The 23,579-nt window shown below is 54.1% G+C and carries 18 protein-coding genes; 10 read left to right on the top strand and 8 right to left on the bottom strand.

All coding sequences use genetic code 11. The features are described from left to right. Window positions 1-69 precede the first annotated feature (69 nt). Window positions 70-282: a hypothetical protein gene (locus QJQ48_RS18450; RefSeq protein ID WP_346292719.1), complete on the bottom strand. Its 213-nt coding sequence runs from the start codon at window positions 280-282 to the stop codon at window positions 70-72. A gap of 742 nt (window positions 283-1,024) precedes the next feature. Between QJQ48_RS18450 and gltB the strand changes: the two genes are divergently transcribed. Next, window positions 1,025-5,614 (top strand): glutamate synthase large subunit, encoded by a 4,590-nt coding sequence (gene gltB / locus QJQ48_RS18445; RefSeq protein WP_346292718.1) that lies wholly within the window; start codon window positions 1,025-1,027, stop codon window positions 5,612-5,614. Between the two features lie 50 nt (window positions 5,615-5,664). After that, on the top strand, window positions 5,665-7,149 hold the full coding sequence (gltD, locus tag QJQ48_RS18440; protein ID WP_346292717.1) for a glutamate synthase small subunit: 1,485 nt from the start codon (window positions 5,665-5,667) through the stop codon (window positions 7,147-7,149). Window positions 7,150-7,425: 276 nt separating this feature from the next. On the opposite strand, the gene QJQ48_RS18435 is transcribed toward gltD, so the two are convergent. Beyond that, entirely contained in the window at window positions 7,426-8,115 is a 690-nt protein-coding gene (locus QJQ48_RS18435) for a Uma2 family endonuclease (RefSeq protein ID WP_346292716.1), read from the bottom strand. A 184-nt stretch (window positions 8,116-8,299) separates the two neighbouring features. Between QJQ48_RS18435 and QJQ48_RS18430 the strand changes: the two genes are divergently transcribed. Next, window positions 8,300-9,292 carry a glycosyltransferase gene (locus QJQ48_RS18430; RefSeq protein ID WP_346292715.1) on the top strand — a complete coding sequence of 331 codons (993 nt, stop codon included), beginning with the start codon at window positions 8,300-8,302 and terminating at the stop codon, window positions 9,290-9,292. A 9-nt stretch (window positions 9,293-9,301) separates the two neighbouring features. Here the strand turns inward: QJQ48_RS18430 and plsY are convergent, their stop codons facing one another. The 4 genes from plsY to QJQ48_RS18410 all read right to left on the bottom strand — a co-directional run bounded on the left by plsY (window position 9,302) and on the right by QJQ48_RS18410 (window position 12,385). Further along, window positions 9,302-9,961: a glycerol-3-phosphate 1-O-acyltransferase PlsY gene (plsY, locus tag QJQ48_RS18425; protein ID WP_346292714.1), complete on the bottom strand. Its 660-nt coding sequence runs from the start codon at window positions 9,959-9,961 to the stop codon at window positions 9,302-9,304. Window positions 9,962-10,061: 100 nt separating this feature from the next. Beyond that, entirely contained in the window at window positions 10,062-11,105 is a 1,044-nt protein-coding gene (locus tag QJQ48_RS18420; RefSeq protein ID WP_346292713.1) for a DUF3086 domain-containing protein, read from the bottom strand. Between the two features lie 47 nt (window positions 11,106-11,152). Continuing rightward, entirely contained in the window at window positions 11,153-11,551 is a 399-nt protein-coding gene (locus QJQ48_RS18415) for a DUF3119 family protein (RefSeq protein WP_346292712.1), read from the bottom strand. 36 nt (window positions 11,552-11,587) lie between these two features. After that, window positions 11,588-12,385, bottom strand: a complete 798-nt coding sequence (locus QJQ48_RS18410) for an MlaE family lipid ABC transporter permease subunit (RefSeq protein WP_346292711.1) — start codon at window positions 12,383-12,385, stop codon at window positions 11,588-11,590. Between the two features lie 284 nt (window positions 12,386-12,669). Here QJQ48_RS18410 and QJQ48_RS18405 point away from each other — a divergent pair, with 284 nt between their 5' ends. The 3 genes from QJQ48_RS18405 (at window position 12,670) to QJQ48_RS18395 (ending at window position 16,160) form a co-directional block, all read left to right on the top strand. Next, on the top strand, window positions 12,670-12,924 hold the full coding sequence (locus tag QJQ48_RS18405; RefSeq protein WP_346292710.1) for a hypothetical protein: 255 nt from the start codon (window positions 12,670-12,672) through the stop codon (window positions 12,922-12,924). A gap of 62 nt (window positions 12,925-12,986) precedes the next feature. Beyond that, window positions 12,987-14,561 (top strand): M16 family metallopeptidase, encoded by a 1,575-nt coding sequence (locus QJQ48_RS18400; RefSeq protein WP_346292709.1) that lies wholly within the window; start codon window positions 12,987-12,989, stop codon window positions 14,559-14,561. Between the two features lie 102 nt (window positions 14,562-14,663). Continuing rightward, window positions 14,664-16,160 carry a M16 family metallopeptidase gene (locus tag QJQ48_RS18395; protein WP_346292708.1) on the top strand — a complete coding sequence of 499 codons (1,497 nt, stop codon included), beginning with the start codon at window positions 14,664-14,666 and terminating at the stop codon, window positions 16,158-16,160. Window positions 16,161-16,178: 18 nt separating this feature from the next. Here QJQ48_RS18395 and QJQ48_RS18390 read toward each other — a convergent pair whose 3' ends face one another. Then, window positions 16,179-17,756, bottom strand: coding sequence for a CHASE2 domain-containing protein (locus QJQ48_RS18390; RefSeq protein ID WP_346292707.1), 1,578 nt, complete (start codon window positions 17,754-17,756; stop codon window positions 16,179-16,181). Window positions 17,757-18,015: 259 nt separating this feature from the next. Here QJQ48_RS18390 and QJQ48_RS18385 point away from each other — a divergent pair, with 259 nt between their 5' ends. The 4 genes from QJQ48_RS18385 (at window position 18,016) to QJQ48_RS18370 (ending at window position 21,116) form a co-directional block, all read left to right on the top strand. After that, the gene (locus QJQ48_RS18385; RefSeq protein ID WP_346292706.1) at window positions 18,016-18,717 is read left to right on the top strand and encodes a DUF928 domain-containing protein; all 702 of its coding nucleotides are present in this window, start codon (window positions 18,016-18,018) and stop codon (window positions 18,715-18,717) included. 29 nt (window positions 18,718-18,746) lie between these two features. Next, on the top strand, window positions 18,747-19,580 hold the full coding sequence (gene rsmA / locus QJQ48_RS18380; RefSeq protein WP_346292705.1) for a 16S rRNA (adenine(1518)-N(6)/adenine(1519)-N(6))-dimethyltransferase RsmA: 834 nt from the start codon (window positions 18,747-18,749) through the stop codon (window positions 19,578-19,580). A gap of 204 nt (window positions 19,581-19,784) precedes the next feature. Then, a complete protein-coding gene (gene ispE / locus QJQ48_RS18375; protein ID WP_346292704.1) occupies window positions 19,785-20,729 on the top strand; it encodes a 4-(cytidine 5'-diphospho)-2-C-methyl-D-erythritol kinase in 945 nt (314 codons plus the stop codon). A gap of 60 nt (window positions 20,730-20,789) precedes the next feature. Then, window positions 20,790-21,116 carry a DUF3082 domain-containing protein gene (locus tag QJQ48_RS18370; RefSeq protein ID WP_346292703.1) on the top strand — a complete coding sequence of 109 codons (327 nt, stop codon included), beginning with the start codon at window positions 20,790-20,792 and terminating at the stop codon, window positions 21,114-21,116. On the opposite strand, the gene QJQ48_RS18365 is transcribed toward QJQ48_RS18370, so the two are convergent. Continuing rightward, entirely contained in the window at window positions 21,113-23,443 is a 2,331-nt protein-coding gene (locus tag QJQ48_RS18365; RefSeq protein WP_346292702.1) for an EAL domain-containing response regulator, read from the bottom strand. The genes QJQ48_RS18370 and QJQ48_RS18365 overlap by 4 nt on opposite strands. Window positions 23,444-23,579: the final 136 nt, after the last annotated feature.

The following is a 23,579-nucleotide window of genomic DNA, read 5'->3' as shown; positions in this document are numbered from 1 at the left end:
GCTCAACCCCAACCTACAAAAGCCCTAATTTTGGCTGTGTCGCGCTGCTATTGCGACATTTTGAGGGGGTTAGTAGCTATCATCACCGACAACGGTGAGCAATGTTAGCTGATGATTGGCCTGATTGAGGCGGTCGGCGATCGCCTGCTGCCAGTTCAAACTCACGGTTGGATCGGCTAGAATTTCTTGGGCTTGCTGGCGATATAGGGCGCTTTTAACCGTATCTACGAGGTCGAGGGATTTCAGATTTTCGTAAACTGCCTGTGGAGAGAGTAAGTCCATCTGTCTTGATCTCCTTTGAAATGTTTGTGAAACTGGCATTTTACCCAGATAGCTCAGCCACAGTTTAGAGATTGAGAGCTAGGGTGTTGTGCTGTTCAGCCAGCGCAGGTACTGAGCCAGTTTGAGAGTTAACTTAAATTTTGGGTTAAGACGATTCCCAATTGACGTGACCTCTCACAAAGCTTTAGTCTGCTGCATTTATTGTCCCAATTCTTTACATTCTTTAATAATGCGCGGCCATAGACAAAGCGGACAGGTGTTTTATGGGTTAGTAAACTGTGACTTTTTCAGCCGCTGAAATCTAGCGATCGCGGCTGAAAACAACGCGGCTCCTGCTTATTCAGACACGTCTAGAGACGCCTGGTTGGCAACTTTTAGACAGCAGCGATCGCGCTGAGTTTGCTAACTCTAAAAAAGTATCTAAGTTTACATTTATCGGGCTTTGGGCTAAAGATGCGCCATTTTTTCTAGCATTTTTGGGATGTTTGCCATGTCAGAGCAGGGCTGGCGATTGCTAGCTTTCAGAGTTTTCGAGAGGCAGCTTCTAAATTAGTCAAGGAAACTGTAAAAAATGCTAGCTTTTGAAAAAAATATTCAGAGTCGGGCGAAGTAGATCTGACAATTTCCTTAAGACATGTGGCAACTTTCAAAAAAGGTTAGACAATGCGATCCACTAGCGGTTAGCGACTTAACCTCTAGCTAACGCAGCTAAATATCTAAAGTAGTTAGGCCAATGACTTTGATGAATAGCCATACTCCGCCTGCCAAGCAGGGCCTTTATGATCCTCGGTTTGAGCATGACGCCTGCGGCGTTGGGTTTATTGTCCACATGAAGGGAAAACCCTCACACAACATCGTGCAGCAGGCGTTGACCATTCTTCTCAACCTAGATCATCGCGGCGCAGTCGGAGCTGAGCCTAACACAGGGGATGGGGCTGGCATTTTGCTGCAGATACCCCACAGATTTTTGCAAAAAGCGGCGGCAGCCGATGGCCTGTCGCTGCCCGCACCGGGTCAGTATGGGGTCGGGATGATGTACGCCTCTCCGGACGTCACTGCTCGCCAGCAGGGCCGAGAGATTTTTGAGCGCGTAGCGGCTGAGATGGGCCAAAAGGTTTTGGGCTGGCGCGATGTCCCAACCGATAATTCTTCTCTAGGGGAAACGGCCAAAGCCTCTGAGCCGTTTATGCAGCAGGTCTTTGTGCAGCGATCGCCCGATTTAGCAGATGATTTGGCTTTTGAGCGCAAGCTGTATGTGATTCGCAAGCTAGCTCACCAAAGAATCCATGCCCAGGTGGATACTTTCTGGTACATCACCAGCCTCTCTTGCCGCACCTTGGTTTACAAAGGCATGTTGATGCCAGAACAGGTCGGCAAATATTTCCTAGATTTGAGTAATCCTGAGTTAGAAAGCGCCATAGGGCTGGTACACTCTCGTTTCAGCACCAACACCTTTCCTAGTTGGGAGCGAGCACACCCCTACCGCTACATCGCTCACAACGGCGAAATCAATACCCTGCGGGGCAACATCAACTGGATGTACGCCCGGCAGTCGATGTTTGAGTCGGAGCTGTTTGGTGACGATCTGAAGCAGGCCCAGCCCGTTATCAATATAGAAGGCAGCGACTCTGGCATCTTTGACAACACGCTGGAGCTGATGACGCTGGCCGGGCGATCGCTGCCCCATGCCGTCATGATGATGATTCCGGAGCCGTGGTCAGCCCACGAATCCATGAGTCCAGAGAAAAAAGCGTTTTATGAATACCATGCCTGCCTGATGGAGCCTTGGGATGGCCCGGCTTCTATCGCCTTCACTGATGGCACCATGATGGGAGCTGTGCTGGATCGCAACGGCCTGCGGCCTTCGCGCTACTACGTCACTAAGGATGACTTGGTCATTATGGCTTCTGAGGCAGGCGTACTGCCGATTGAGCCGGAGCGCGTGGCGCTGAAGGGTCGTCTCGAACCAGGTCGGATGTTCTTGGTCAATATGGACGAAGGCCGGATCGTGGCCGATGAGGAAATCAAGCAGCAAATTGCCACCGCTCATCCCTACCGTCAGTGGTTAGACCAACACCTGATCAATCTGGCTGATTTGGCTGATGCTGCTCCCACCGTAGGCGAGGTTCGCCAACGTCCTCTGCGGCAGCAGCAGATGGCCTTTGGCTATACCTTTGAGGAACTGCGGCTGTTACTGGCCCCGATGGCTCAAAACGGAGTAGAAGCGGTGGGCGCGATGGGTACTGACACGCCCCTATCGGTTTTATCCAACCGGCCTAAGCTGCTCTACGACTACTTCCAGCAGCTTTTTGCCCAGGTGACTAATCCGCCGATTGACTCCATCCGCGAGGCCATCATCACCTCGGCCACGACCACCATCGGCAGCGAGCGCAATCTGCTACAGCCAGAACCAGAAAGCTGTCATTTGATCAAGCTGAAAACGCCTGTAATCAGCAACGCAGAGCTAGCCAAGCTGAAACAGATCGATCAGGACGGCTTTAAGTCAATCACGCTGCCGATTTTGTTTGAGGCTAAACAGGGGGTAGTGGGGCTAGAAGCCGCCCTGCAGCAAATCTTTGAGACGGTAGACGAGGCGATCGCAGCTGGCACCAACCTGATTGTTCTTTCCGATCGCCAGATTGATGCTAACCAAGCCGCCATTCCGGCGCTGCTGGCCGTGGCCGGACTCCACCACCACCTGATTCGCAACGGCACTCGCACCCGTGTCGGCCTGATTCTAGAGTCGGGCGAACCGCGCGAGGTACACCACTTTGCTGTATTGCTGGGCTATGGCTGTGGGGCGATCAATCCCTACCTGGCTTTTGAAACCCTGGCGGGCATGATCGAGGACAAGTCTCTGCCTAGCGTCGATTTTGCTACCGCCTGCCAGAACTACATCAAAGCCGTCACTAAGGGCGTGATTAAAATCGGCTCTAAGATTGGCATTTCCACCATTCAGAGCTATCGGGGGGCGCAGATTTTTGAGGCGCTGGGCCTCAATCAGGCGTTTGTGGATCAATACTTTGCCTGGACAGCTTCGCGGTTAGAGGGCGCGGATCTAGAGGTGATTACCCAAGAGGCCCTGTTGCGACATCAGCACGCCTTCCCCGATCGCCCTTTGCAAAATCCTGTTTTGGATGCAGGCGGTGAATATCAGTGGCGTAAAGAAGGTGAGGCTCACCTATTTGCCCCTCAAACAATTCACCTGCTGCAAAAGGCAGTACAAGAGGGCAACTACGATCTCTACAAGACTTACTCGGCCCAGATTAACGAGCATGGTAAGCAGTTTTTCCGGCTGCGGGATCTGCTGGAGTTCAAGGCGCGGGAACCAATTCCGCTGGCAGAGGTAGAGCCAGTTGAAGCGATTATGTCGCGCTTCAAAACCGGAGCCATGAGCTATGGTTCGATCTCTAAAGAGGCCCATGAGTCATTGGCGATCGCCATGAACCGCATCGGCGGCAAGTCAAATACGGGCGAGGGCGGCGAAGATCCAGAGCGCTACACCTGGACAAACGAGCGCGGCGACTCCAAAAATAGCGCCATCAAGCAGGTAGCCTCCGGTCGCTTTGGCGTCACCAGTCTCTATCTGTCTCAGGCCCGCGAAATTCAGATCAAGATGGCTCAGGGGGCCAAGCCCGGTGAAGGCGGCCAGCTACCGGGGCGCAAGGTCTACCCCTGGATTGCCAAGGTGCGCCACTCTACCCCCGGAGTCGGCCTAATTTCGCCGCCGCCCCACCACGATATCTACTCCATCGAAGACCTAGCCGAGCTAATTCACGACCTGAAGAACGCCAACCGCAAAGCCCGCGTCAGCGTCAAGCTGGTTTCCGAGGTGGGCGTCGGCACGATCGCCGCCGGTGTGGCTAAGGCCCACGCCGACGTGGTGCTGATTTCTGGCTTCGACGGTGGTACAGGGGCGTCGCCTCAAACTTCGATTAAGCACGCGGGCTTGCCCTGGGAGCTAGGACTGGCCGAAACCCATCAAACCCTGGTGCTAAACAATCTACGCAGCCGCATCGCGGTTGAAACCGACGGCCAGATGAAAACTGGGCGCGACGTGGTGATGGCAACGCTGCTGGGGGCGGAAGAGTACGGCTTCTCGACCGCACCGCTGGTAACGCTGGGCTGCATTATGATGCGGGTTTGCCATAAGAATACCTGCCCGGTGGGTGTGGCTACTCAGGATCCAGAGCTGCGCAAGCACTTTATGGGCGATCCGGAGTACACGGTCAACTTTATGAAGTTCCTGGCTCAGGAAGTACGGGAACTGATGGCCCAGCTTGGCTTCCGCACGATCAACGAAATGGTAGGTCGCACCGACGTACTGGAGCCGAAGCAGGCGATCGATCATTGGAAAGCCAAAGGCATTGACCTCTCGAAGATTCTGCATCAGCCAGAGGTCGATGATAGCGTTGGCCGCTACTGCCAGATTCCTCAAGATCATGGCCTAGAGAAGTCTCTAGATATGACGAAGCTGCTGGAGCTGTGCGAACCCGCGATCGCCCGGGGCGAGAAGGTCAAAGCCACGTTGCCGATTCGCAACGTTAACCGGGTAGTGGGCACCATCTTGGGCAACGAAATCACCCAGCGGCACTGGGAAGGGCTACCGGAGGATACGGTGCATCTGCATTTTCAGGGCAGTGCCGGCCAGAGCTTCGGCGCGTTTGTGCCCAAGGGTGTCACCTTGGAGCTAGAAGGAGATGCCAATGACTATGTGGGTAAGGGACTGAGCGGCGGCAAGATCGTGCTCTATCCCTCTAAAGCTTCTACGTTTGTGCCAGAAGACAATATTATTGCGGGCAACGTCGCCTTCTACGGTGCGACGGGCGGTGAGGCATATCTCTACGGCATGGCCGGAGAACGCTTCTGCGTGCGCAACTCTGGCGTGAAAGCCGTCGTGGAGGCCATTGGCGATCACGGCTGCGAGTATATGACGGGGGGTAAGGTTGTCGTTTTGGGCCGCACCGGACGCAACTTTGCGGCGGGCATGAGCGGCGGTGTCGCCTACGTGCTGGATGAATCGGGAGATTTTACTAGCCGCTGCAATACCGAGATGGTGGATCTAGAGCGGCTGGAGGAACCAGAAGAAATCCGTGATCTGCGGGAAATGATTCAGAAACACGCTGACTATACGGGGAGCCAGAAAGCTGTCCATGTTCTCGCAGATTGGGAGGCAAGGGTAGCGCAGTTCGTCAAAGTGATGCCGCGTGACTACAAGCGAGTTTTGCAGCACATTCAAAAGGCGATCGCAGATGGTCTCAGCGGCGATGATGCCCTATCTGCCGCGTTTGAAGAAAACGCCCGCGATACCGCCCGCATTAGCGGCAGCTGATTGGTTATACGTCGTCTCTTCTACACACATCAAACTAACGACTCGAGAACATGGGAAAACCTACAGGCTTCATGGAATATCTGCGGGAGGTGGCTGACGAAATCTCCCCGCTCGATCGCATTCGCAACTGGGATGAATTTCACCTAGAAATGCCGGAAGAACGGCTGCAAACCCAGGGCGCTCGCTGTATGGACTGCGGCACCCCCTTTTGCCATACCGGCACTGTCATCAGCGGCATGGCTAGCGGCTGCCCAATTAATAACCTGATTCCGGAATGGAACGATCTGGTTTACCGGGGACTATGGCAGGAAGCCCTCGATCGCCTGCACAAAACCAATAATTTTCCAGAGTTTACCGGGCGGGTATGCCCGGCTCCCTGCGAAGGTTCCTGCGTGCTGGGCATTACCAGCCCTCCCGTAACGATTAAAAATATTGAGTACTCGATCGCTGAAAAAGGCTGGCAGGAAGGCTGGATTACGCCCAATCCCCCGGCAAAGCGTACCGGCAAGAAGGTAGCCGTCATTGGTTCTGGCCCTGCCGGACTGGCCGCTGCCGCCCAGCTCAACAGCGCCGGGCACTGGGTCACGGTCTACGAGCGGGCCGATCGCCCTGGCGGACTGCTGACCTACGGCATCCCCAACATGAAGCTAGACAAAAAAGAGGTAGTGCAGCGCCGCCTAGACGTACTGGAAGCTGAAGGCGTCACCTTTGTCTGTAATACAGAAGTGGGCAAAGATCTATCCACCGAAACGCTGATGCAGGACTACGATGCCGCCGTTCTCTGCACCGGAGCGACCAAACCCCGCGACCTCACTGTGGAAGGCCGCGATCTCCAGGGCATTCACTTTGCTATGGACTTCCTGACCGCCAATACCAAGAGCGTGCTGTCCGGCAGTCCCACAGATGACTATATTTCAGCCGCCAGCAAAGACGTGGTGATCATCGGCGGCGGCGACACGGGGACAGACTGCGTGGGTACTTCGGTGCGCCACGGCTGCAAGAGCGTTACCCAGCTTGAAATTATGCCCAAGCCACCCCAGGTACGGGCTAGCAGCAATCCTTGGCCGGAGTGGCCCAAAGTACACCGGATGGACTACGGCCAAGAAGAAGCGGCGGCGATGTTTGGTGACGATCCCCGCGTCTATACCACCACGACGACTAAGTTTGAGGGAGATGAGCAAGGCCATATTAAAGCGGTACACACGGTCGAGATTGAGTGGCAGCGGGACGAGAACGGTCGGTTCACGCCGCAGCCTGTCCCCGGTACCGAGAAAGTGCTGCCCGCTCAGCTTGTGCTGCTAGCAATCGGCTTTTTAGGGCCAGAGCAGCCACTATTAGATGCGCTAGGACTAGAGCGAGACAGACGCAGCAATGTCAAGGCAGAGGAAGGCCAGTACACGACAACGCTTCCCGGTGTGTTTGCGGCGGGCGACTGCCGCCGGGGACAGAGCCTAGTGGTCTGGGCCTTTAATGAAGGGCGCGGCGCGGCGCGAGAGTGCGATCGCTATCTGATGGGCCATACGGAGCTGCCGTAGGCAATTGGTAGGGTGGGCATTGCCCACCTTCCCCCTCGTAGGGTGCTGTCAGCGCAGCGTGACGCACCAAAGCCATCAAAATCTAAGCTCTGTGTCCCCTTCGACTACGCTCAGGGGACGTTGAATATTCTTGGATAGTATAGATAACCCGCTCTCTGAACAACGTGAGCGAGACGCTCACACTTTTTCGTTTACTCAATTGTCGAAGCCCGGCGCGAGCTGGATGCTCGCGCCTTTACCTATCACCCGTCTCAGGTTCTGCCAGACGCGATCGCTCTAAACTGACTCCGGATCAATCCCTAGCTCCCTCAGCTTATCCGCCAAGCGATCGGCTCGTGCGGCCTCTTGAGCTAACCGCTCCTCCGGCGTGCTCAGCCGCTGTCCGCTCTCGTCATACCAGTACAGCCACTCTCGCTCACGACCCAGATACACACCGCGATCGCGCCCTAAACCTAGCCCAATTTCAGGTAGCCATACCGGGTTGCCCGCTAGCTGCTGATACTCACCGTCTACAAGCCGATAAACCTCCAACGGCTGCCGCTTACGGCGCGAAACACCATCGGGCACGTACACCGCGTAATAGGTAATCCCTAGCTCTGCATACAGCTTTTTCTTGCGCTCGTATTCGCCGCCGTAGGTCTTAGAAACCACTTCCAATGCCAGGATGGGGGGAATGTTGTCCTCTTCCCACAGCACATAGCTCAGCCGTCCCCCTTCTCCTACAAAGCGCTCCACGCCCAGACTCAAAAACCCGTCGGGCACCACCGCTGGCAGGCTGGGGTCAAAGTAGACTCCCATGTCTACCCCGAAAAACCAATCCTCTCGGTTGGGCCAGAGCAGGGCCAAGATGGCTTCGAGCAAGTTGGGAATTAAGTTCTGCAACTCATTATCCACGGGCGTATCATCTGAGTCCGGTAGCTCAGCCGAGGAGGGCAAGCATTGCTTTGGGTCAAACTTTAGAATCATCGCTGTTTCAGGTCAGACCAGCCTTCTCATTTTAGCGACCTAGGCGATCGCGACATCTCCAGGGACCGGTTTTTGCAGCGGAAGCGATATGTTTTCGCAAGCATGGGAAAAACCGGTCCCTAGATGCCCTCGCATAACAGCCATCCCCTAAACTAAAACCTGACCCCTCAAACACAGAGCTGCCATGCGATCGCTTTACTTCCTCGTACCCGGCACCACAGGCCAGTTTGCCTGCGGCGGGCTGTGGGCAGAGCTAAAAATGCTAGAGCTGGTTCAGCAGCTATGCGAGGCAGCAGTCGTCACCTATCGCCAGCGAGAAGCCAATACCCTATTTCTGCCAGACCTGCTGCGGCAAGGCCGTTTAGACGGGAGTACCTTCGTGGTGAGTTGGGGCTTTGATGTGCCCAAGCTGGTGAAGCAGCTCCGAGGGCAAAACGTGATCTATCACGCCCACAGCGCCGGCTATGGCTTTCACCTCCCGGCAGATATCCCGGTTGTCACCGTCAGCCGCAACACCATGAGCTACTGGGGCCAGCGATCGCCCAATGCGCTGATTTACTATTTGCCCAACTACATTTCAGAAGACTTCCGCAATTATGGGAAATCCCGTGACATTGACGTGCTGGTGCAGAGCCGCAAATCTTCTGAATATCTCCTGCAGCAGCTCGTGCCAGCTTTAAAGCCCCACTGTCGGGTGACGCTGCTCGATAGCTATGTCGAAGATCTTGCAGGCCTATTCAACCGCAGCAAGGTCTATCTCTACGACTCAGCAGAATATTGGGCGCAGCACCGGGTAAGTGAAGGTTTTGGTCTGCCGCCGATGGAGGCGCTGGCCTGTGGCTGCCAGGTCTTTTCTAGCGTCAACGGCGCGATCGCGGACTACTTAGATCCAGGGTTCAACGCTTACAAAATCGCCGGCTATTCGACGGCTTATGACGTGCAGCGCATCCTCAGCGTTATCCAGTCATCGGTGCAAAGGTCACTGCCAGAGGCATTCTTTAGGGAATACCGCAGAGACAATATTTTGAAGCGGCTACAGGTAATTCTGACGGAACTAAACCTATTTTTCGATCACCGGCGATCGCAGGCCAGCGATATTCCTGCTCTGACCCGTCTGCGATTGGCAAAGCTATTGATGCGGCGAGTGCAAACAAAATTGCAGAAGCTGTTGCCCTAGGCCCAAAAGCTATGCTTGGGAGCTGCGGCTGCGACTGTTGCCCAGTCGAGGCTCAGTCCCGGCTAGGATCCGCTGCAGGTTGCTCTGATGGCGCAGGATAACGTAGAGGCCACCTGCCAGGCCGAGCAGAATATAAGGCAGCGGTTGATGAGACACAACCATTAAGACAAAAGCGGCGATCGCTGCCCCCACTGAGCTGAGAGAGACAATCCGCGAAACGGCTAAAACGCCGATAAAAACGAACAGCGCGCCCAGGGCTACAGGCCAAGCCATTGCCAGCAACACCCCCAGTCCAGAAGCGGCTGACTTGCCGCCCATAAAGTTAATCCACACCGAGCGGCTGTGCCCTACCAAAACCAGCAGGCTAGCAGCTGTCACAATCCAGGCCAACAATCCTGAATTTATTCCTCCACCGGCTCCGACTGCCACCAAAGGATACAAATACTTAGCCAGCAGTACCGCCAAAGTCCCTTTGAGCACGTCAATAACCAAGACTAAGAAAGCCGCGCCTTTACCCACAGTTCGCAGGACATTGGTGGCTCCCGTCCCGCCCGATCCGCACTGGCGAATATCGATCCCCTTGGCGGCTCTGGCAATCAAATAGCCTGTCGGAATTGATCCCAACAGGTATGCCGCTAGTAAAAAAACACCGATGGTTATCCCGCTCACAAACCGTTCCTGTGGGTATCAACAGTATCAGTTTAGAAGGTTAGGGGAGGGGGTAGAAGCAAACGTGTAGTTATTTGACGGGTTTTGTCACAGGCGGGGATCAAAAGTCGTATTCCGCCATCGGACTGGTGGGATCAGGCGCAAATGCTAGCCACAGCGGAAACTGGAGCAGCGACAAACTAATTTTGTCCTCCGATTCATCCACGATAATCAGCGGTAGCAATCCATTCTCAACCAGGCGATCGGCCCGCTGCACGAGCGGTTCTGGCGCTTCAAACAGCATGACGCCTCGATTGGTGCCAAAGTCGGTGCGAGAAATACCCAAACAGTCCTGCAGACCGCGCCGCCACTCGCCTAGCCGCTCTGGGGTATTGGCCAAGACTAACGACCTGAGCCGACTGCCATAAAGCGCATACAAAATAGAAATTCCGGCTGAGGCAATCAGCACGTTTTGCAGGCGACTGCCCGTACTTTTAATGGCACCGCGTCCGCCCTGGGTAAAGAACCAGTCACCAATGCGCTCGGCATGAATCGGCTCAAACGTCCGCCGTAACTGCCAGACCGGGCCATAGTAGTCAGGTCGCAGGCGATATTGATCAATGAGGCTGCGAATACGCTCGGTCTGCTCTTGAAAGCGCTGGCTCGCAAAGCCCACTTCAGGGGTAACCGGGTCTGGCTCACGCGGTTCTATCACCGAGCGACTAGGCGCTACCGGCGGCGCTTCTGGTGGCACCAGTTCTAGCTGTTCAGCGGCGACGGCTAAGTCTTGCAGGCTGCCCACTAAGTATTCTTTAAAGCCCTGCACTCGAATCGCTAAGTCCTGGGAAACACCGGCAAAGCTAGTGCGCATCTCCGCTCGAATTCGCTCCTGTCTTCGCTCTAGCTGTTCGACTTCTTTTTTGAGCGCCTGCCGCTGCTGCTCCAGTTCGGCCAGGTTTTGCCGCACTAAACGACTCAGGTCAGCCTGCAGCGTTTGTGACTGTTCCTGCAATAGGCGGCTGTAGGTAGCTTTCAGATTTTCAATATTGCGCTTTAGATCCGCTTCTTGTGCCTGTAGGCGACTCACCTGCTGCTCTAAGTTGGGGGTAGCCGCGCTGTCAGACGCTGCCGCTGTATCAGAATTCGAGAAGTTTTCTGGAGCCATGAACACTCTATAGGACTGAGACTAGGCAAACTGTAACACTGCGCGATTCAGCTTGGCGATTGATCCAGCCAGGCTAGGTGCGTTTCTAAAGCGGCTCGTAGCTCTTGGGGCGAAAATAAGACCGGCAGAAAATGAATGCTGTTGACTTCCTTGAAATAGAACAAAATGGGAACAGGCGACCAAAAGATTTCCCAGTTTTGCCAATCTTGATAGGGAAAGCGGCGAATTTGGCGATCGCCCCGATAAACCTCTAGCGCTGTCTCAGTGAACGCTAGCCCAATTTTGACCGCCTGCACCAGCAGAAACAGGCCAAAAACAGCCAAAACAATTCCCAGCCAGGGCTGCCACAGCAGGGAAACCGCTCCTAGGGCAATAATCGCTGTTGGCAAGTTGTAGCTGGGGCTGAGGCGAGTTTCAGTAGCAGTAGTGGCGGAAGTTGGTGTCATAGCGATCGTCGATGCAGTTACTCCTATTTTAAGCGATTAGAAACTCCGCATCACAGCGCTGCCTGTCCCCTGGAACATCAGCCAGGACAAAAAGAAATTGCTGACAAAAATGGCTAAAAGAGCGGTGACAACAGCCGTGGTGGTAGACTGCCCTACCCCTTTGGCTCCCCCGCTAGTGGTCAAGCCCCAGCTAGCGCCAATAACAGCAATCAGCACACCAAAGACAAAAGCCTTGATCAGGGCGCTGGCGAGATCCCACACCGTTAGAAACGTTTGAGCTGATTCCAAAAAGACCGTCTGAGAAATGCTGTAAAGATTGGTCGCAATCACTAGGCCGCCCGTCATGCCCGTAATAAAGGAAAGGACGCTGAGAATGGGCAGCATCAGGGCGCAGGCAATCACGCGGGGAATGACTAAGTAGTCAATCGGGTCGGTCTGCAGCATCTGCAGGGCATCAATCTGCTCGGTTACCTGCATCGTGCCAATTTCAGCTGCAAAGGCCGAGCCCACCCGTCCGGCTAAAACCACAGCAGTGAGGACGGGGGCCAGTTCTCTGGCTAAAGTCAAAGCCAAGACGCCGCCAATAGCGGTTCCTGCCCCAAAATTAATAAATTCGCGTGTCACCTGAATGGTGAAGACCATGCCAACAAAAGCGGCGGTCACGAGGGCAATTAGTAGTGACTCCGGGCCGACAGCCGCCATTTGCTCAACGGTGTTGCGGCGGTGAATCGGGCGAGAAATGAGATGAATAACGACTTGGCCCGTTAGCAAAACGGCTGCGAGCAGACGCTGCCCCCAGCGCTTAAGTCCAGACAGTTGAACAGCTTGAGTCAAGGTTATCTCTCTTCTATAAAAACTGCGATCAATTAGGACAATCAGTCCGTCGCTGACTAGCTTCACTATTGCAGCCGCCAGTGTCAAGCCGTTTCTGAGAAACCATTACAGCACTTCAAAACGATATTTTATGAAGATTTAACTTTCTTCAAAAGTAGCCAATGTTGTAGGGCGATCGCCCTTAAGGTGTTGATAGGGACATTTTTCCCAATCGTCTCGTTAGAGAATCTGAAAGGCGATCGCGGCTTATGGCAAGTTGGATGCAGATACTTCGTTCTCTTATTTTGACTGCAATTGTTAGCTTTCTGATCCCCTTGGGCCTGATTGGCAGCGTTGTGGGTATTGTTTTGGCAATGGGTCACTTAGCTTTAGTCACCCATTTCAGTCAGCTCATGCTGCAGCGAATTTTTCACTTTCTGAGTACGTTTGGCGGCGGCGATGTCTTAGAAGGCATCGTGATTATTGGCTTGGCTTCCAGCGTGGTCGGCACCCTATTCGATGCCTTTACCTCCTTCCGCTATTCCGGTTTGCGGCGTTAGTGATCCCAAATCTTCTTGCCAGCGCTTATCCTGGAACAGGAGTCTCCGTTCAAAGCTAATTTATGAACTTGCGTGCTTTTGGGTTTGCGGGTGCAGGCAGCAGATTAGCCTCAGCCAGAGAGTCTTTTAGCTACCGCTTCCTGCAGGTCTGCCTGCTAGTGCTTTTGCTGGGGTGCAGTCCGCTAGGGGCGATCGCTCAGGCTGATAGCTCAGTCCAGCCTTACCTGGATCGGGTGGCCGAGCAGGTGAATGAGTTCACCTTAGACAACGGCATGAAATTTATTGTGCTGGAGCGTCATCAGGCACCCGTGGTTTCTTTTATGCTCTATGCCGATGTTGGGGCCGTTGATGAACCCGAAGGTAAAACGGGCGTTGCCCACTATTTAGAGCATTTGGCTTTCAAAGGCACTCAGCAGATTGGCACCGAGGACTTCCCGGCGGAGCAGGCCCTATTTGAACAGATGGATCGCAAGTTCGAGGCGCTGTTAGCCGCAGAGGCGACAGGCACCGACGAAGCCGTTGCCAAGCTGCGGCAGGAACTCGACGTTCTGCGCGAGCAGGCTAACGCCTATGTTGTGCAAAATAAATACGGCCAAATTATTGAGCAGGCAGGTGGTGTGGGTCTTAACGCCACTACCGGCGCTGATGCCACCCGCTACTTTTATAGCCTGCCCTCTAATAAGCTAGAGCTGTGGATGTCGCTAGAGTCAGAGCGCTTTTTAGAGCCTGTCTTCCGCCAGTTTTACGAAGAAAAAGAGGTCATTCTGGAAGAGCGCCGGATGCGGGTAGACAACTCCCCCATCGGCCTGATGATTGAAACCTTTTTAGAAGAAGCTTTTGAAACTAGCCCTTACGGACGCCCTGTGATCGGCTATGAATCTGATCTCTACCGGGTCAGCCGCCAGGATATTCAGGACTTTTTTGATACCTATTACGGCCCTAGCAACCTAGTGGCGGCGATCGTTGGCGACGTGGAGCTAGCGACAGTCCAGCAAATGGCTGAAACCTATTTTGGTCGCTTCTCTCGCCGCCCCGAACCGCCTGCCGTAGAGGGGAATGAGCTGCCCCAGCAGGCCCCCAAAGAATTTACGCTAGAGTTGCCGTCTCAGCCCTGGTACCTAGAGGGCTACCACCGCCCTGCCCTGACCGATGCCAATCATGTGGTCTACGGCATCATTGAAGACTTGCTCGTAGGGGGGCGCACCTCTCGCCTGTATGAGTCGCTGGTTGATGAGAGCCAGGTAGCCCTTGATATCGGCAGCATCAACGGCTTGCCGGGAGACAAATATCCCACCCTCTTTTTGCTCTATGCCCTGACCGCCCCTAATCATACGGTCGATGAACTGGCGGCGCTGCTAGCGGCAGAACTGGAACAGCTTCAAAATGAGCCAGTAGCCGCCACAGAGCTAGAGCGGATTAAAACGCAGGCGCGAGCCAACCTAGTGCGTTCCCTAGACTCTAATCAGGGATTGGCCGCCCGTTTAGCCGAATACGAAGCTAAAACAGGAAGCTGGCGCAATGCTTTTACTGAGATTGAAGCGATCGAGGCCGTGACGGCAGCCGATGTGCAGCAGGTCGCCCAGCAGCTTTTCCGGCCAGAGAATCGTACGGTGGGACGGCTGATTTCTGCTGAGTAGGCAGACCTGTCAGCGGCCCTAGCCAAGGTGTAGTCTGAGCGGGTTTTTCCCCTTTCCGTCTCTTTTGTCTGTTTGTGATTTTCTAACGTGGAAGATTTGTCAATGCAGTGGTCTAAGATTGCTCGACAGCACTGGCAGCGGCGGTTTTTACCGTCGGCTCTGCTTAGCTTGATTACCCTAATCGGGGCGCTGCTTTTTAGCTGGCAGCCTGCAGCCGTTGCCAATGAAGCCCTCCACTATACGGAGCTGGAGTTTCCGCCTCTGGGAGAGGTGCAGATTCCCCCCTACGAGCGCTATGAGTTAGAAAACGGGCTGACTGTCTATCTGATGGAAGATCATGAGCTGCCGCTAATTGGCGGCACAGCCACTTTTCGCAGCGGCGATCGCTATGAGCCAGAAGATCAGGTCGGACTGGCTAAAGTGGTGGGAGAGGCCATGCGGCTGGGGGGAACTCGCAGTCACAGCCCGGATGAACTCAACCAGCTTTTAGAGCAGCGGGCAGCGGCCATTGAAACCGGCATTGACACAACAGCAGGCTCGGCTAGCTTCAATGCTCTTTCAGCCGATACAGCTACCATTTTTGAGCTATTTTCTGAGGTTATTCGCTATCCGGCTTTTGCTCCAGACAAGATTGATTTTCTCAAAAATCAGTATCGTGGCAGTATTGCCCGCCGCAATGACAGCCCCAACAGTATTGCCCAGCGGGAATTTAGCAAGCTGGTCTACGGTCACGACAGTCCCTATGCCCGCACCATCGAGTATGACACGCTCAACAACTTCGACCGGGAGGATATTTTAGAGTTTTACCGGGCTTCGGTACAGCCTGATCAGATGATTTTGGGCATTGTGGGCGACTTTGAGCCTGCCGCTATGAAGGCGCTCATCACTGAATTCTTTGGCGATTGGCAAGCTGAGGCCAACACAGCCTACGATTTTGACCGGCCCACGGTTACTCAGGCCAAGACCGGCGTTTTTCTGGTGAATCAGCCGCAGCTAACCCAGAGTTCGGTGCAGATAGGTCATTTGGGGGGACAGCTCAACGGCGAAGACTATCCCTCGATGTCAGTGCTCAATGAAGTTTTGAACGGCTTCAGTGGCCGTTTGTTCAATCAGGTGCGATCGCAGCAGGGACTGGCCTATTCGGTCTATGCTGTCTGGTCGCCGCGCTACGACTATCCAGGCACCTTTTTTGGCGGTGGTCAAACCCGCTCCGAGACGACGGTGCCGTTTGTTAAGGCGGTGCTGGCTCAGCTCGAAAGCATTCGGGAGAGGCCAATCGCCGCTTCTGAGCTGCAGCAGGCCAAAGATTCAGTGCTTAACAGCTTTGTGTTCAATTTCCAAAGCCCGAACCAAACCCTGTCTCGCCTGATTCGATACGAGTATTACGGCTATCCCGCCGATTTTGTCTTTCGCTACCAGCAAGGGGTGGCAGCGGTCGAGGTAGAAGATGTGCTTCGGGCAGCGCAGAGTAATCTTAAGCCTGAACAGCTCGTCATTTTAGTGGTGGGCAATGCCGAGGCAATTCAGCCGCCCCTCTCCAGCCTGACCAATGATGAAGTCACGCCAATCGACATCACCATTCCGCAGCCCAGAGTTTAGGCCGTGTTCGGTAAGCCCCTAATCCTCTTTATCTGGGGACGGGGCTTTCTGAGCGTCCGGGGGGGGCGTTTCTGAAGCCGATGGGGTGGGTCGAGAGAGCTGGCGCTGCTGGCGTAGCTGCTTGGCCCGCTGCTGAAGCTGGCTGAAGTACTCAGTTTCTGAAATTTCGGCAACCTGACGATCTACCTTGGCAGTATCAATTTCAATATTGAGCCTTAGCAAGTTTTGCACCTGGCGATAGACGGCCTGACCGTAGGAACTGTGGCTGAAGCGATCCACGAGGATAACGCCGGTGGCGGCGACCAGCAGAGAGACTACGGGCGGCACTAGCGGAATCCAGCCCCCTTCTATAAACAGTAGCCAAGCTCCACCATAGATAAGGCCGGTCAGCAGCAGCAAGCCAAAGCTAAATCCCAGAGGATGGCGCACAAACCAGGCCAAAACACCCCCCATTAGCCCCCAGCCCATAATCCAAAGAATTTCTTGTCGGGTTGACCAGGTCCAAATCAGGGGGCGATCGTCTAGGACCGCGCTGAGAATCTGGCTGATGGACTGAGCATGAACCACGACTCCCGGCATCTTTTGCTGATCTTGCAGGCCGCCGCTGTAGGGCGTATAAAACTCATCCTTGGCCTGGGGGGTAGTGAGGCCGATCAGCACGATGCGATCGCGGATCAGTTCTGGATCTACCTGGCCCGCCATCACCTGCCCAAAGGTCACGCGGGGAGCTATCTGCTCAGCCGAACGATAGTTGAGCAGAATCTGGTAGCCGTTGTCATCGACGGCCTGGTAGCCGCCCATGCCGCTGCGGAAGCGATCGAGCACAACGGTATCAAGCTGAATCGCCTCAGTTTCAGTTAGTTGGGCCTCAATTCCCTCTGCCTGCAAATACTTGAGGGCGAGCTGCAGGCCAAAGGAAAACAGAATCTCTGAGCCATTACAGAGATGCTCTAGGGGCAGGACATCTCCAAACGGTTCCGGGGCCGCCACCAGCAGGTTGCGGCGCAAGATGCCGCCTGGATCGACCACGATGTCAGAAAAGCCAACTGTTTCAGCGGCAGCACTGGCAGGCGGTGCAATGCCCGGATCCTCGAAACTGCTCAGCTTACAGACGGTGACAATGCGATCGCTTTGCCGAATCTGGCTGAGCAGCGCCTCGTGCCCCGCCCCAATCGGCACGTCGCGGAAAATATCGAGGCCAATCACTCTGGGTTCATCGGCCAGCAGCCGCGTCAGCAGCGCCGTCAGGGTCTGATCCTGAATCGGCCATTCCTGACGGGTTTGAATATCATTTTCAGTGATGCCGACAATTAAAAGGCGCGGATCGGGTTCGGCCTCAGGCCGGACGCGAATGAGCTGATCGTAAGCGGCTAGTTCTAGACCCTGGAGCCAGCCTAGCGAGCGACCACCCGCCACGGCAGCGCCCAGTAGCAGGCTTGTCAGGCAAGCCGTTTGCAAAAACGGGCGCAGTTTTTGCCAGGGGCGGCGCGGTAGCCAGGCCCGTAGCTGACTGAGAGGAGAAGAAGGGGCCATCTGCAAGTAAGATTCGCAGCCGAGCGGTACTTCAAGCTTAGTGCCATCGGCAGTTATTCGCACAGATGAACTTTAAGGACAACTGGTGGGCTGTCTGGACGGTACTGCTCCGTGGGGTTGCTCAAGCGTGAGGCTGAAATTGTACCTCCCCTTCTCCCCCAAAACAAAATTTTGCCGATTTTTACGGATAGGGCCTGATAGGCGCGAAGTATGAACTGGATCAGTCTTTAGTCAGTCTCTATCTCTATAGACACATAGATACGGGCGATCGCGATTTTAGCTCCCTAGCCCTCAACCCAACTGCTAAGCCATAAAACCTGCTATGCCTCACTGGTGCAAACTCTCAACATCCTTTTTAACCAGTCTCTCAGTTGTCGCCCTCGCGTCTTCTGTTCAGGCCGGTCTTAGTTTCAATTCTCCCGATTTGCAGGCCCCCGGTAACCGTGAGGCAGGCGCTTCTCGCAGTGATGATAATTGCCTAGTTGCGGCTGACAGCCGCCCCGATGAGCTAGTCGCCCTGATTCCCAACACCAACATGGGCCTCACAACTGAAGCTGCCCCTACTTTTTATGTTTACGTGCCGCCCAATCGCGGTGAAACGTTGGAATTTTTGCTCTATGAAGCGGGCACTAACCGCCTTGTTTATCAGGAAAGCTACGAGCCACAGGCTAGTTCTGGGCAGCTCCTAGCGGTTGATTTGCCGGCAGACGGTCAGCACTCGCTAGCCGTAGGGCAAGACTATTACTGGTACTTTTCGGTAGTTTGCAGTCAGGCCCAGCCAGATGAAAATTTGGTGGTAGAAAGCAATATTCGCCGGATTGCTCCCACAGCTGAGCTGAGCCAGCAGCTAGCCGCCGCCCGCCCCCAAGACCGCCCTGCCATCTATGCGGGCGCTGGAGTCTGGTACGAAACCCTAGAGGCCCTAGCCGCCGTCGAACCCGACTATACCTCTCTGCAGTGGCGATCGCTGCTACAGTCTGTCGGCCTAGAGGAACTGGCCGATACGGTAGCGCTCAAAAACTGATAGCATAGGGCGACATTCGCGCCCGACCTATGCCCCCACAGCCTCGCAAACGATTCGGTCAGCACTGGCTTAAAAGTGAAAAAGTGTTGAACCGAATTTTGGCTGCTGCCGAAGTGACCAAGGGCGATCGCATTTTGGAAATTGGCCCTGGCACGGGTATTTTGACCCGGTGGTTGACCTCCCTGGCCGACGCAGTCGTAGCCGTCGAGATCGATCGCGATCTCTGTCAGCAGCTGCGCCGTCAGTTTGAGGCAGTTGAGCAATTTCTGCTGCTGGAAGGTGACATTCTACAGCTCGATCTAGCAGCGTCCCTGAGCCAGCAGCCCGATTTTTGGCCCCTCAACAAAGTTGTGGCCAATATTCCCTACTACATCACCGCGCCCATTTTAGAAAAGCTGCTGGGCCGTGTCGCCCAGCCCAATCCTCAACCCTTCGACCAGATTGTGCTGCTGATTCAGCGAGAGGTCGCCGATCGCCTCTATGCCCAACCCGGCTCCAAAATCTTCGGCGCGCTTTCGGTCAGAGTGCAGTATTTGGCTAGCTGTGAGCTGATCTGTCCGGTACCTGCCAAAGCCTTCCAGCCCCCGCCCAAAGTCGAATCTGCCGTTGTCCGCCTGCGGCCTCGGCCCTTTTTGCCGGCAGCGATCAATCCTCCCCTTTTTGAGCAGCTAGTCCAGCTGGGCTTTAGCAGTCGCCGCAAAATGCTGCGCAACAATCTCCAGGATTTAATCGATCGAGAACAGCTAATATCCCTACTGACGTCTTTAAAAGTTTTGCCGACAGCCCGGGCAGAAGATCTTAGCGTTGAGCAATGGGTCAGGTTAAGTAATAAGATTCAAGAGATGCGTGGCAATGACGGGTAGGGAGGGCCGTGTTTACCAGACCCCATCCCTACGGCATATTTCTCCTATGGGCAGAACTGACGCGCTTGACGAGGTGTTAACTGCTCGCGAGCTCCCCCGGCTGTCGCCACCCCCCTTAATAATTGGGACAGGGGGAATCTATCGCTACCACAGTGTCTCGAATTCTGAACTGCGTAACTTCTAATGAGTCAAAGATAATTTCAGATGCGTCTTTATTCTTTACGGGCGGCAGCAAAAATCAATTTGTACCTAGAAATCATTGGCGATCGCCCGGATGGGTTTCATGAGCTGGTGATGATTATGCAAAGCGTTGCCCTTAGCGATCGCATTACGGTACGCACCATTGGCGTCGATGAAATTCGTCTGCAGTGCAGTCACCCGCTGGTGCCCACAGATGAAACCAATCTGGCCTACCAGGCGGCGGCGCTGCTGGCCGAGTCGTTCCCCAGTCAGATTGCCAAGCTGGGCGGCGTCGAGATTGTGATTGAAAAAAATATTCCGGTGGGGGCGGGGCTCGCGGGGGGATCTAGCAACGCCGCTGCGGTGCTGGTGGGCCTCGATCTGCTGTGGCAGCTCGGACTGACGCAGCTAGAACTACAGGACTTGGGTGCCAAACTGGGGTCTGATGTTCCCTTTTGCATTATGGGCGGCACCGCGATCGCCACTGGACGCGGTGAGGAGCTAGACGCGCTGACCGGCTCCGATCAGCTCCATGTGGTCTTAGCCAAATATCAAAACCTAGCCGTTTCCACCCCCTGGGCCTATAAAACCTATCGTCAGCAGTTTGGCGATCGCTATCTCAATGACCCGCAAAAGCGTCAGGAACGCCAGCAGCGGATCCACTCCAGCGCCATGGTAGCGGCGATCAGCCAGCGCGACTCGGCCACCATTGGCCAGGAACTGTGCAATGACTTTGAGCGCATTGTGCTGCCAGCCTACCCGCAAGTTGCGCAGCTCAAAGAGACGATGGCCGGACTGGGAGGACTGGGAACGCTGATGTCCGGTTCGGGGCCGACCGTTTTTACCCTGCTAGAAACAGCGGCGGCGGCTGAAGCCTTTGCCACCGAGCTGCGGCAGGCTATTCCAGATCCAGATTTGGGCATCTGGCCGACCCAGTTTACGCCTTCTAGCATTCAGCTAGAACCTTAGAGTGAGGAGCGATGTCAAAGCGCGGGCTAAGATAATGAGGCAAATGTATGGAATAGGGCGATGACCGAACCGGCCTCAGACTCACCTGCTAACAGCGCGATGACGACTGTTAAGCCGCTGCGCTGCTTTCTCGGCTCTGTGGTAGCCGGCGGACTTGGCTTCTTGCTCTATCGGTTGTTTAGCGCGATCGCCCTCACCTTTGCCAACAAACCCATTGCCTCTAGCAACGTCACGGCAGTCAATATTTCGGCAGCGGTGCGCACTCTAGTTATGGGCATCGTAGCGCTAGGGGCAGGCGTCTTTGGCGTAGCGGCCTTGGGTCTGTTTGCCTTGGGTATCCAGATATCCCTTCAGCGCCTGCGAGGCGATTCTTCGGCGGGTACCTAATGTTGTTCTGCTTCCTTTTTCAGCTCTGGCTCCGCCCCTGACAGGGTAGCAGTCGCAAGAAAACGCTCGGCAGCTTGGCTATCAACAGGCCGAGAAAAATAGTAGCCCTGCGCTTCATGGCAGCCTGTTGTTTTCAAAAAAGAGAGTTGCTCTAAGGTTTCGACCCCTTCCGCCACAACCCGCAGGCCCAAGATCAGTCCCAAATTAGTAATAGCTTTGACAATTTCGCTATCTTCTAGGTTAGTATTCAGCCGGGCAACAAAAGAGCGATCGATTTTTAACGTATGAATGGGAAATCGCCGCAGATAGCTAAGAGACGAATAGCCAGTCCCAAAATCGTCGAGACAGATTTGTGTGCCTTTAGTTTTCAACTGCTCGAAAATATTGAGGGCAGAGTTGGCGTTTTCAATTAGCACGCTTTCGGTAATTTCTAACTTTAAGTAGCTGCTGTCTAGCCGAGTTTCGGTCAAAACCTGATCGATTTGGGCAATCAGATCGGGGCGAGAAAACTGCTTGCCCGAAAGATTGACGTTCATTGTCAAATGGCTGAGCGCCGGAAATTTTGTCCGCCAATGATAGAGCTGACTGCAAGCCTGTTGCAGTACCCACAGGTCAATTAGAGCAATCAGTCCCGTATCTTCGGCGATCGCAATAAACTCAGTCGGGGCGATGAATCCCTGCTCCGGATGCTGCCAGCGCACTAGCGCTTCAAAGCCGCATATTTGATTAGTCTGCAGCGCAACAATGGGCTGGTAGTAAACAGTTAGTTCCTGGCGCTCAATAGCGTGGCGTAAATCAGTTTCTAGCTGGAGCTGCTTTAAGGCATAGGCGTGCATAGAAGCATTGAAAACCTCATAGCTATTACGCCCTCTAGCCTTAGCCTGGTACATGGCCGTATCAGCATCGCGCAGGAGCTGAATCGGTTCACTGTAGTGCTCAGCGCTGAAGGCAATGCCGATGCTAACGCTAATGAAAACTTCGTGATTATCGAGCAAAAAAGGAGAACTGAGTTCTTGCCGAATGCGGTAGACAACTTCAAACGCATCGTTAACTTCGGCAATATCTTCTAATAGAATGGCAAATTCATCTCCGCTCAGCCGGGCTACCGTGTCGCCTATCCTGAGAGAGGAACTGAATCTTTGGGCCACCCTTTCTAATAGCTGATCACCAATAATATGTCCTAGACTGTCGTTGACAACTTTGAAGCGATCTAGGTCTAGAAATAGAACAGCAAAGTGATAGGAGTCGCTGCTAGACTCCCGCTTTGCTCGCCGCTGATAGAGCTGTAAAGCGTGCTGTAGCCTTTCAATAAATAGGGTTCGGTTCGGCAAGTCTGTCAGCGTATCGTAAAAAGCATCGTGCCGCAGCTTTTCCTCAATCTTCTGTCGTTCCCCTAGCTCTACCTGGGCCTGATGGTAAAGTTCCGTTTGATGAATTGCGATCGCGCACTGATGGGCAATGGACTCAATTAAAGTCAGCTCGCAGGCATTCCATTGGCGATCGCGATCGCACTGACGAAGACCAACGCAGCCGCGATAAGACTGCTGATAAAGCAGCGGCGCTAAAACTAAAGAGCAGTGTTGCTCAGGATCAGACAAGTTTTGTTTTTGGATACTGACTTGTTGAGAATCTTTGGCAATGATAACCAGTTCTCCCCGTAGCAGCTTGGCTTGATTATCATCATAATCTTGACAAGTAAAAGTAAGGCCTATGCTCTCTTGGTGGGCAGGATTGAATCGATCCAAGTGAGTCATCCTCATCTGGCCATCGCTATCTGGCTGAGCGATGAAACACTGCGCCACTTCAATAGCATCGCGCAGCTGATCCACCGTTGTTTGCAGCACCTCATCTAACACTAGAGTTTGCCGCATGGCTTGAATGATGCGGTTCATCACGGCATCTCGCCAGGCTTGCTGCTGCAGCTGTGCGATCGCCGCTTGCTTCTGCCGCCGTAGCTCAAATTCTCGCAGCGCCCGCTGGAGGACGGTGGGCAAACGAAATAACCGATCTTTGAGGACATAATCGGTCATGCCGCCCCTAATGCATTCAACAGCCGATTCTTCGCCTAAACTCCCCGTAATCAGGATAAAAGGAATATTTTGATCTGCTTGCTGCAATAGTTCAAAGGCTTGTAGACCATTAAAGCTAGGCAGGCGATAATCTGATAGAACAACGTCATAACCTTGGGTCGTCAGAAGTTGATGACAAATCTCTGCTGTGATGGCAATGTCGTACTCAAAAGAAACCTGAGCCGCTTCTAAGGTCAGAACAATAAGTTCTACATCTTCGGGTACATCCTCTACAATTAAAATTTTGAGTGAGTGCATTATAACTACCGATAGTCAAGTCCTGAAAGATGTACTTTTATGTGACTTTCATCGTAATGACACTACCAATCACTGCGACATCACTCACTATTTTTTGTTAAAACATTTTTATCTATAGCAATCTTATAAGTTGGGC

Source organism: Sphaerothrix gracilis Ecp01 (assembly GCF_030405905.1).
Classification (GTDB): Bacteria; Cyanobacteriota; Cyanobacteriia; order Phormidesmidales; family Phormidesmidaceae; genus Sphaerothrix; species Sphaerothrix gracilis.
Note: the sequence above shows the minus strand (reverse complement) of the source record. Positions and strands in the feature narration are given on the sequence as shown.